The organism is Streptomyces sp. NPDC002958, from assembly GCF_055563255.1.
This window is the reverse complement of record NZ_JBVHDS010000009.1, coordinates 276,106-285,336: the sequence shown is the minus strand read 5'-3', so window position 1 is coordinate 285,336 and position 9,231 is coordinate 276,106. Positions and strand designations below refer to the sequence as shown.

Here is a 9,231-nt window from a genome sequence, read left to right as displayed (position 1 = left end):
TGGACGTGAGGATCGGTGGCGGGCCGACCACGATCCGCGAGTTCCTCGTCGAAGACCTCATCGATCATCTGCACATCGCCATCGTCCCGATCGTTTTGGGCCGTGGCGAGCGCCTGTGGGACGGACTCGAAAGTCTTGAGAAGCGCTTCCAGGCCGAGTCCGTGACAACCCCCAGCGGCGTCACGCACATGACCTTCACCCGGCCGTAGCGACCGCCCGCACAGGCGGTCATCGGCCGCAGTCTCCCACCCCGCACGCTCCGAAGGCCGACAGGACGAACATCACTTCCAGGGACGGCACCACGTTCGCCGTCGACACGACCGGCCAGGGCGCGCCGCTGATCCTGATCGGCAGCGCCTTCAACGACCGCGCGACCGTGGCCGGGCTCGCCAACATGATGGCATCACAGGCACAGGATCTCCGGTGGTCACAGAGCGTCGCAACTCCGTGATCACGGAATCCCAGGAGACGAAACGGGGCCCGGTCGAAAGACCGGACCCCCCTCGCTATCCCCCTCCGTCAGGGCTTCCCGATCCCCCCGGATCCCTCCCCGGAAGCACCCGACGCCAGATACGACTCGGCAGGGTGTCGAACGGTTGCACGCCTTGACGATCTCTTTACCCTGGGGGCAAAACGCCCTCTCAGTAGGCGTGTTCGGCGTACCGGGAGGCGACCTCCGCGAGGACTTCTGCGCCGTCGCGGGCCCAGAGGGCCTTGTTGAAGATCTCCACCTCGATGGGGCCGTCGAAGCCGGTGGCCTCGACCAGCGAACGGAACGCGCGGAAGTCCACTGCCCCCTCGCCGAGTTGACCCCGGCCGGGCAGGACGCCCGCCGGGAGCGGGGTGATCCAGTCCGCCAGCTGGAAGGAGTGGATACGGCCGCCCGCACCCGCCCGGGTGATCTGTGAGGCCGCTTGGTCGTCCCACAGATGTGATACGTGTCGACGACCACCCCGACCGCGAGCAGTCGGGCGGTGCGCTCGATGCCGTACTCCTGCACGGGGGCCCGCCACAGGTCGGGCCTCCCCGATCACCGGACGGGCTCAAAACGGTCCGGACCCTTGACCGGAAGTTATTTTCTGGATATCCGTGCTCATTGGAAGTTTCTTTCACCACCCCTCGTCCCCGAGTACGGCCGAAGGAGCTCACGTGCACCACCGCACCTCCAGACGCACCCTCCTCACCGCTGCCACCGCGACCGCCGCAGTCGCCGTCACGGGCGGAGTCGTCGCCCCCGGCGCCGTCGCCGCCCAGAGGTCCGCGAGCAGCGGACACAGCAGCGGGCACCACACCTCAGCCGCCACCACCGAGCGCCTCAAGAGGCTCATCTCCCGGATGACCCTGGAGGAAAAGGTCGGGCAGCTCTTCGTGATGCGGGTGTACGGGCACTCCGCCACGGAGCCCGACCAGGCCGACATCGACGCGAACATGGCCGAGATCGGGGTCCGCACCGCCGCCGAGATGATCGCCAAGTACCACGTCGGCGGGATCATCTACTTCGCCTGGGCACACAACACCCGAGACCCGCACCAGATCGCCGACCTCTCCAACGGCATCCAGCGCGCCGGTCTCGCCGGCCCCACTCCCCTGCCGCTCCTCGTCTCCACCGACCAGGAGCACGGCATCGTCTGCCGCGTCGGCGAGCCCGCCACTCTGATGCCGGGCGCGATGGCGCTGGGCGCCGGCGGCTCGCGCTCCGACGCCCGCCGGGCCGGACAGATCGCAGGCGCCGAACTGGCCGCGCTCGGCATCAACCAGAACTACGCCCCGGACGCCGACGTCAACGTCAACCCGGCCAACCCGGTGATCGGCGTAAGGTCCTTCGGCTCCGATCCGCGGTCCGTGGCAGGGATGGTCGCCGCGCAGGTGAAGGGGTATCAGAGCAGCGGCATCGCCTCGACCGCCAAGCACTTCCCCGGCCACGGCGACACCAGCACCGACAGCCACACCGGTCTGCCCGTCATCCGTCACACCCGGGAGCAGTGGGCGGAGCTGGACGCGCCGCCGTTCCGGGCCGCGATCGCCGCGGGCATCGACTCGATCATGACCGCACACATCGTGGTCCCGGCGCTGGACCCGGCCGAGGACCCGGCGACGCTCTCCCGCCCGATCCTCACCGGCATCCTGCGCGAGGAGCTCGGCTACGACGGTGTCGTGGTGACAGACTCGCTCGGCATGGAGGGCGTGCGGACGAAGTACGGCGACGAGCGCGTTCCGGTCCTCGCCCTTCAGGCGGGCGTCGACCAGCTGCTCAACCCGCCGAACCTCGACGTCTCCTGGAACGCCGTCCTGGAGGCCGTGAAGAGCGGTGAGATCAGCGAGGCCAGGATCGACGAATCGATCCTGCGCATCCTGCGGCTGAAGACGAAGCTCGGGCTGTTCGACGACCCGTTCGTCAGCCACGCCGGGGTGGACCGTACCGTCGGGACGCGGGCCCATCTCGCCGCCGCCGACCGGATCGCCGAGCGCACCACCACCCTGCTCGCCAACAACGGCGCGGTGCTGCCACTCTCCCGCCGCTCCCACAAGAACCTCCTCGTGGTCGGCGCCGACCCGGCCTCCCCGTCCGGCACCACCGGACCGCCGACCACCACCCTGGCCACCGCGTTCGGCGAACTCGGTTACGCGGCAACCGCGCTGTCCACCGGTACCGCCCCCACCAAGGCGAAGATCGACGCGGCGGTGGCTGCCACCCAGGGCAAGGACGCGGTGATCGTGGGGACGTACAACGTCTCGGCGACCAGCTCGCAGCGCACCCTGGTGAGCGCGCTCGTGGCAACCGGCATCCCGGTGATCACGGTCGCGATCCGCAATCCGTACGACATCGCCCAGCTGTCCGGGACCGGGTTCGCGGCGATGCTAGCCACGTACTCCTGGACCGACGTCGAACTGCGCGCCGCCGCCCGGGTGATCGCGGGCCGCGCCGAACCGGAGGGCACTCTGCCGGTGCCGGTGCAGCGCGCGGACGATCCGGCGCAGGTGCTGCACCCGGTCGGTTACGGGCTGACGTACTAGAACCCGGGAAGGGGCTGTGCGTGCGCACAGCCCCTTCTTCGGTACGTCTCGGCACGAGGACCGCTTACGGCCGCAGCCTGCGCTCGTTCATCACGTCCCGCTCGTCGAGCCGTTCGTCGAACTTCGCGAGCGGCTTCGCCTTCGCCGGGTCGTCCAGCACGGCGGCCGGGGCGACGCCCGCCCAGCGCAGGATGGCCGCAGTGGCCTTCGCCTTGTCGTCGGCGGCGAGCCCGGCCACATTGGAGCCGTGGTTGCCTCCAGGCACGGTCATGACATAGCTGTCACGGGCACCCGCACCGAGCCGGAAGCGCTCCGCGCCCCACGGGTCGTTCTCCCCGTACACGTACAGCATGTGGTCGGCGTGGTGCTTCACCCAGCTGTCGACGTCACGCATCGCCGACGGCTGGAACTTCATCGGGATGGAGCGCGGCACGAAGTTGCGCGGCGGCTGGTATCCGTACCGGCTCAGCTTGCCGAGCCACGGCTGCTCGATGTCCGGCGAGCCGAGCTGGGTGCCCGCCTGGTAGTAGTACGGGGTGTACCTCTCCAGGCCCTGGTCGGCATAGGCGGAGAAGCCGGAAATCGAGTCGATCGAGTCCCAGATCGCCTGGTCGGGGGCGGTCTCGGCGTCGGCCGGAATGGTGTCGCAGTCGGACAGCAGGCTGTACTGCCAGAACGCCCAGACATAGTCCATGACGACGGCTTCGTACGCCTTGTCGAGCGAGCCGACAATGTCGAAGGTGTAGCCGTTCGCGGCGGCGTACTCCTGGTACTTCTTCTCCAGCGGCTCGCGACGGATCAGCGCCTCGCGCTGCACCCCGTTCAGCTTGTCGCGGCACTCCTTGGTGCCGACGTGTTCGAAGAACCGGTCGTACGCCGAGTCCTCCTTGTTGACCACGTCGTTGGGCGCGACGTACGCGACGACGCCGTCCATGTCCTTGGGGTAGAAGCGCTCGAAGTACGTGGCGGTCATGCCGCCCTTGGAGCCGCCGGTGGTCAGCCAGTTCTTGGTGTAGATCTGCTTCAGCGCGGTGAAGACGCGGTGCTGGTCGCTGGCGGCCTGCCAGATGTCGAGCTCGGACCAGTCGGCGGGCGCCGGGCGGGACGGGGTGAAGAACCGGTACTCCAGGGAGACCTGGTTGCCGTCGATGATCCGGGTCGGCTCGGAGCGGCTGGGGTTCGTGGAGACGTTGTAGCCGCTGGTGTGGAAGACCGTCGGGCGGGACGTGTCCTTGTGCAGCAGGGTGACGCGCTGCTGGAAGGTGCCCTTGGACGGGCGCTGGTGGTCGATCGGCTGGGTGTATTCGAGGACGAAGTAGCGGTAGCCCGCGTAAGGCTTCTCCTCGATGAGGCTCATCCCCGGGATGGCCAGGATGCGGTCCTTGATGTCCGTACTCGTGCCGCTGTCGCTTCCGGCCGTGCTCCGGAACGCGGTCGGTTCCGCGGCGGTGGCCGCCCCGGCCGAAACACCCGTCGCACTCACTGTGCCGATGAGCACCGCCAGCGACAGGAACCCTCTGAGCGCCTTGCGCATGCACCCTCCCCTTGATTCACAACAGACGTCGTGAACCTAGCGGGGCAACACGAGTGCCGCCAGACCCTTTTGACCAGTGGGTACGACGAGTGGCCGCCGTCAGCAGAGAATCCAGCCCGTGGAGCCGGACTTTCCCGAGATCGTGGCCGAGGCCCGGACGCACCGGTTCAGCGCATGGACCGTCACCGGGCCTGCCTGTCTGGTGTATCGGCCGCTGTCGACGACGGGGCTGCCGCCGCGCGCCTGGATGCGTACGGACATCGTGCGGCGCGGGCCCGGCTTCTTCGCGACCGCGACGGCGCAGGCGTAGGAGCGGCTCTTGAAGACGCGCAGCTCACCGGTCTTGAACTTGACCGTCTTGGCGGGGCGTCCGGCGCACACCGTCGCGGCGTCGGCGCCGCTCGCTGCGGTGCCGCTGAGCACCAGACCGACGGCGGCCACCAGCGGCAGGACGAACAGACGCACAAGCGTCCGGCGCCCCCGGCCTCTTCCTCCCCTGTCGGCCGCTCCGGCCTTTCCGGTACCTCTGATCACCAGCAGCCCCATCGCCCGATCGAACACTTACGCCCTTGCTCGCCACATACTCATACATGCGTACGACGCAGGAGGCCATCCGGAGGTTGCGCCCGGCGCGCTCCGCCTCCGGGATCACTGAATCGCCACAGCATGGCTCCAGCAGGGCGGAGCCAGACGAAAGGCAGGAACTGCCGTGCTTCAATTCCGCAACGCACAGGGCCTTCTCGGCCGGCGCACCACCGGTCAGCGCACCACCGGCCCGCGCGCCATCGGTCAGCGCACCATCGGTCGGGCGCTGCTCGCCACCGCACTCCTCACCGTCGCCGCCGCGGTCCCGGCCCTCACACCCCCGCCGGCTCGTCCTCCCCGATGAAGGTGCGCCACAGCACGGCGTAGTGCCCTTCCCGGGCGAGGAGTTCGTCGTGCGTGCCGTCCTCGACGACCCGGCCGTGGTCCATCACCACGACCCGGTCGGCGCGCGCGGCGGTGGTCAGCCGGTGTGCGACGACGAGGGTGGTGCGGCGGCCGGTGAGCCGGTCGGTCGCCTGGTTGACCAGAGCCTCGCTGGCCAGGTCGAGGGAGGCGGTCGCCTCGTCGAGCAACAGGACGTCCGGGTCGACGAGTTCGGCGCGGGCGAGGGCGATCAGCTGGCGCTGGCCGGCCGAGAGGTTACGGCCCCGCTCGGCGACCTCGTGCAGATAGCCGCCGTCCAGGGTGGCGATCATGTCGTGGGCGCCGACCGCCCGCGCCGCCGCCTCCACCTCGGCGTCGGTGGCCTCGGGCCGCCCGTACGCGATGGCGTCACGGACCGTACCGGCGAAGAGATACGCCTCCTGAGGCACAACTCCGAGCCGGTGCCGGTACGCGGTGAGGTCGAGGCGGCGCAGATCGGTGCCGTCCGCCGTGACACGGCCGCCCGTCGGGTCGTAGAACCGGGCGACGAGCTTGACGAGGGTGGACTTCCCCGCGCCGGTCTCACCGACGAACGCGACCGTCTGGCCGGCCGGTATACGCAGGTCGACACCGCTGAGGGCCTCCTCGGTGTCGTCGCCGGAGCCGTATGCGAAGGACACGTCCTCGAAGGCGATCTCGCCGCGCAGCGACAGCACGTCCAGCGGCTCGTCCGCGGCGTCGGTGGACGTCGGCTCCCGCAGCAGCTCCTGGATGCGGCCGAGGGAGACGGCGGCCTGCTGGTAGCCGTCGAACACCTGGGAGAGCTGCTGCACCGGGGCGAAGAACAGCTCGATGTAGAGGAGGTACGCGACCAGCGCACCGGTGGTGAGCGTGCCGTCGTCGACCCGGCCCGCGCCGACGATCAGGACGGCGGCCGCGGCCACCGACGACAGGAACTGCACGAACGGGAAGTAGACCGATATCAGCCACTGACCGCGGACCCTGGCCTCGCGGTAGTGGTCGCTGCGCCCCGCGAACCGCTCCGCGCCGTCGCTCTCGCGGCGGAACGCCTGCAGGATCCGCAGCCCGGAGACGGACTCCTGGAGGTCGGCGTTGACGACGCTGATGCGTTCCCGGGCCAGCTCGTAGGCCTTGACGCTCTTGCGGCGGAAGAAGAACGTACTGATGACCAGCACCGGCAGTGTCGCGAAGACGACGAGGGCCAGCTGTACGTCGAGGACCAGCAGCGCGACCATGATGCCGAAGAACGTGACGACGGAAACGAAGGCCGTGACCAAACCGGTCTGCAGGAACGTGGACAGCGCGTCCACGTCCGTCGTCATCCGGGTCATGATGCGGCCGGTCAGCTCGCGCTCGTAGTAGTCCAGGCCGAGCCGCTGGAGCTGCGCGAAGATCTTCAGCCGCAGCGAGTAGAGCACCCGCTCGCCGGTGCGGCCCGTCATCCGGGTCTCGCCGATCTGGGCCGCCCACTGCACGAGCACGACCACCAGGGCCAGCGCGGACGCCGCCCAGACGGCACCGAGTGCGAGCTGCGAGACGCCCTGGTCGATGCCGTGCCGGATCAGTACGGGCAGCAGGAGTGCGGCGCCCGCGTCAACCGCCACCAGCGCCAGGCTCACCAGGAGCGGCAGCCCGAAGCCGCGCAGCAGCCTGCGCAGCCCGTAGGACTCCTCGGCTCGGACGGCTTGCGCCTCGTCGATGTCGGGTGTGTCGGTGGCGGGCGGCAGGGCCTCCACCTGGGCGAGCAGCTCGGGGGTTGCGGGCATGCCGGCGGCCCCGGTGTCGCGCGGCTCGTCCTTGCGGACCCACAGGTGGGGGCTGATGCCGCGCTCGGCGTCGAACTCGGCGTCCAGTTCTTCCTGGAGCGCGCGGTCGTCCTCGGGGGTGGAGTCGGCGGTGGTCAGCGTCTGGTGTCCGGGCGAGGTGCCGCCCAGCTCGTCCGGGTCGGTGAGCAGTCGCCGGTAGAGCGCGGAGCGGCGCTCCAGCTCCTCGTGCGTACCGATGTCGGCGAGCCTGCCGTGCTCCAGGACGGCGATCCGGTCGGCGAGGTTGAGGGTGGAGCGGCGGTGGGCGATCAGGAGGGTCGTCCGCCCGGCCATCACCTGGCGCAGCGCCTCGTGGATCTCGTGCTCGACGCGGGCGTCGACGGCGGAGGTGGCGTCGTCGAGGAGGAGCAGCCGGGGGTCGGTGAGGATGGCGCGGGCGAGCGCGACGCGCTGGCGCTGGCCGCCGGAGAGGGTGAGTCCGTGCTCGCCGACCTTGGTGTCGTAGCCCTCGGGCAGGTCCGCGATGAATCGGTCGGCCTGGGCGACCCGGGCCGCTTCCTCGATCTGTTCCTGGGTGGCGTCCGGCAATCCGTAGGCGATGTTGGCGCGGACGGTGTCGGAGAACAGGAAGCTGTCCTCCGGTACGAGGCCGATGGCGGCGCGCAGGGACTGCTGGGTCAGCTCGCGGACGTCATGGCCGCCGACCAGGACGGCGCCGTGCGTCACGTCGTAGAAGCGGGGCAGCAGCAGCGAGACGGTGGACTTCCCGCTGCCGGACGCGCCGACGACGGCGACGGTCTCACCGGGCTCGATGGTCAGCGAGAAGCCGTCGAGGACGGGGCGGTCCGAGGCTCCGCTTCCAAGGTCGTCGTCGGTAGCGGAGGCGGGGCGGACCGGAGCGTAGCCGAACCGTACGTCGTCGAACTCGACGCTCGCGGGGGCGTCGGCCGGGAGTTCCTTGGTGCCGTCCTTCATGGTCGGCTCGGTGTCGATCAGTTCCAGTACGCGCTCGACGCCGGCCCGGGCCTGCTGTCCGACGGTGAGGACCATGGCGAGCATCCGGACCGGGCCGACGAGCTGGGCGAGGTAGGTGGAGAACGCGACGAACGTGCCGAGGGTGATCTCGCCCCGGGTGGCGAGCCAGCCGCCGAGGGCCAGCATCGCGACCTGGCCGAGCGCGGGGACGGCCTGGAGGGCGGGGGTGTAGAGGGAGTTCAGCCGGATCGTCCGCAGCCGTCCGGCGAAGAGCCTGCGCCCGACCTCGCGCAGTTTGCCGGTCTCCTGGTCCTCCTGCCCGAACCCCTTGACGACCCGGACCCCGGAGACGGCCCCGTCGACGACTCCGGCGACGGCGGCGGCCTGCCCCTGGGCGTACCAGGTGGCGAGGAAGAGCCGGGAGCGGGAGCGGCGGGCGATGAACCAGAGGGCGGGGGCGACGGCGATCGCGACCAGGGTGAGCAGCGGCGAGAGCCACGCCATGATCACCAGGGAGATGAGGAAGAGCAGTACGTTCCCGATAGTCATCGGGAGCATGAACAGAAGCCCCTGGATCAGCTGCAGGTCGCTGGTGGCGCGTCCGACGACCTGCCCGGTGGACAGCTCGTCCTGCCGTTTCCCGTCGAGGCGGGTGATCGTCGCGTACATCTCGGTACGGAGGTCGTGCTGTACGTCGAGGGCGAGCCGGCCGCCGTAGTAGCGGCGGATGTACGTGGCTATGTAGACCAGCACGGCGGCGGCTATGAGGAGCCCGGTCCATACGGCGAGTGACCGCGTGTGGTCGCCGACGACGTCGTCGATGATCACCTTGGTGATCAGCGGGACAAGGGCCATCACCGCCATGCCGGCGAGCGACGAGCCGAGCGCCAGCAGCGTATTGCGCCGGTAGCGCCATGCGTAGCCGCTCAGCCGCCGAGCCCATCCCGGGGCCTGCGCCGCGCCCTCTGCGTCCCCTGCGTCCGTCACCGGTGCCTCCCGTTCGACCTGCTC

Annotated in this window: 7 protein-coding genes and 1 pseudogene; 3 read left to right on the top strand and 5 right to left on the bottom strand. The window is 69.9% G+C overall.

Translation table 11 applies throughout. From position 1 onward, the window contains the following. Window positions 1–209, top strand: a 209-nt coding sequence (locus tag ACZ3IC_RS19025; RefSeq protein WP_467417566.1) for a dihydrofolate reductase family protein, incomplete at its 5' end; no start/stop codon positions are given. A 19-nt stretch (window positions 210–228) separates the two neighbouring features. On the opposite strand, the gene ACZ3IC_RS19020 is transcribed toward ACZ3IC_RS19025, so the two are convergent. Beyond that, window positions 229–396, bottom strand: a complete 168-nt coding sequence (locus ACZ3IC_RS19020) for a hypothetical protein (protein ID WP_467417564.1) — start codon at window positions 394–396, stop codon at window positions 229–231. Between the two features lie 245 nt (window positions 397–641). Then, window positions 642–958 (bottom strand): annotated as a pseudogene (locus tag ACZ3IC_RS19015) (sugar phosphate isomerase/epimerase family protein); the annotation flags it as partial. A 191-nt stretch (window positions 959–1,149) separates the two neighbouring features. Between ACZ3IC_RS19015 and ACZ3IC_RS19010 the strand changes: the two are divergent. Beyond that, window positions 1,150–3,015 (top strand): glycoside hydrolase family 3 protein, encoded by a 1,866-nt coding sequence (locus ACZ3IC_RS19010; protein WP_467417562.1) that lies wholly within the window; start codon window positions 1,150–1,152, stop codon window positions 3,013–3,015. 64 nt (window positions 3,016–3,079) lie between these two features. Here the strand turns inward: ACZ3IC_RS19010 and ACZ3IC_RS19005 are convergent, their stop codons facing one another. Both ACZ3IC_RS19005 and ACZ3IC_RS19000 read right to left on the bottom strand, forming a co-directional pair. Further along, window positions 3,080–4,549 (bottom strand): S28 family serine protease, encoded by a 1,470-nt coding sequence (locus ACZ3IC_RS19005; protein ID WP_467417560.1) that lies wholly within the window; start codon window positions 4,547–4,549, stop codon window positions 3,080–3,082. Window positions 4,550–4,648: 99 nt separating this feature from the next. Next, complete coding sequence (locus ACZ3IC_RS19000) at window positions 4,649–5,095, bottom strand: hypothetical protein (RefSeq protein WP_467417558.1); 447 nt, start codon at window positions 5,093–5,095, stop codon at window positions 4,649–4,651. Window positions 5,096–5,258: 163 nt separating this feature from the next. On the opposite strand from ACZ3IC_RS19000, the gene ACZ3IC_RS18995 reads away from it, so the two are divergent. Then, window positions 5,259–5,438 carry a hypothetical protein gene (locus ACZ3IC_RS18995; protein WP_467417557.1) on the top strand — a complete coding sequence of 60 codons (180 nt, stop codon included), beginning with the start codon at window positions 5,259–5,261 and terminating at the stop codon, window positions 5,436–5,438. Here ACZ3IC_RS18995 and ACZ3IC_RS18990 read toward each other — a convergent pair. After that, window positions 5,407–9,207, bottom strand: a complete 3,801-nt coding sequence (locus ACZ3IC_RS18990) for an ABC transporter ATP-binding protein (protein WP_467417555.1) — start codon at window positions 9,205–9,207, stop codon at window positions 5,407–5,409. The genes ACZ3IC_RS18995 and ACZ3IC_RS18990 overlap by 32 nt on opposite strands. Between the last annotated feature and the right edge of the window lie 24 nt (window positions 9,208–9,231).

Bases quoted from the DNA above. Each gene is read 5' to 3' on its own strand.
- ACZ3IC_RS19005 (WP_467417560.1), bottom strand. From the start codon at position 4,549: ATGCGCAAGGCGCTCAGAGGGTTCCTGTCGCTGGCGGTGCTCATCGGC.
- ACZ3IC_RS19020 (WP_467417564.1), bottom strand. From the start codon at position 396: ATGTTGGCGAGCCCGGCCACGGTCGCGCGGTCGTTGAAGGCGCTGCCG.
- ACZ3IC_RS19000 (WP_467417558.1), bottom strand. From the start codon at position 5,095: ATGGGGCTGCTGGTGATCAGAGGTACCGGAAAGGCCGGAGCGGCCGAC.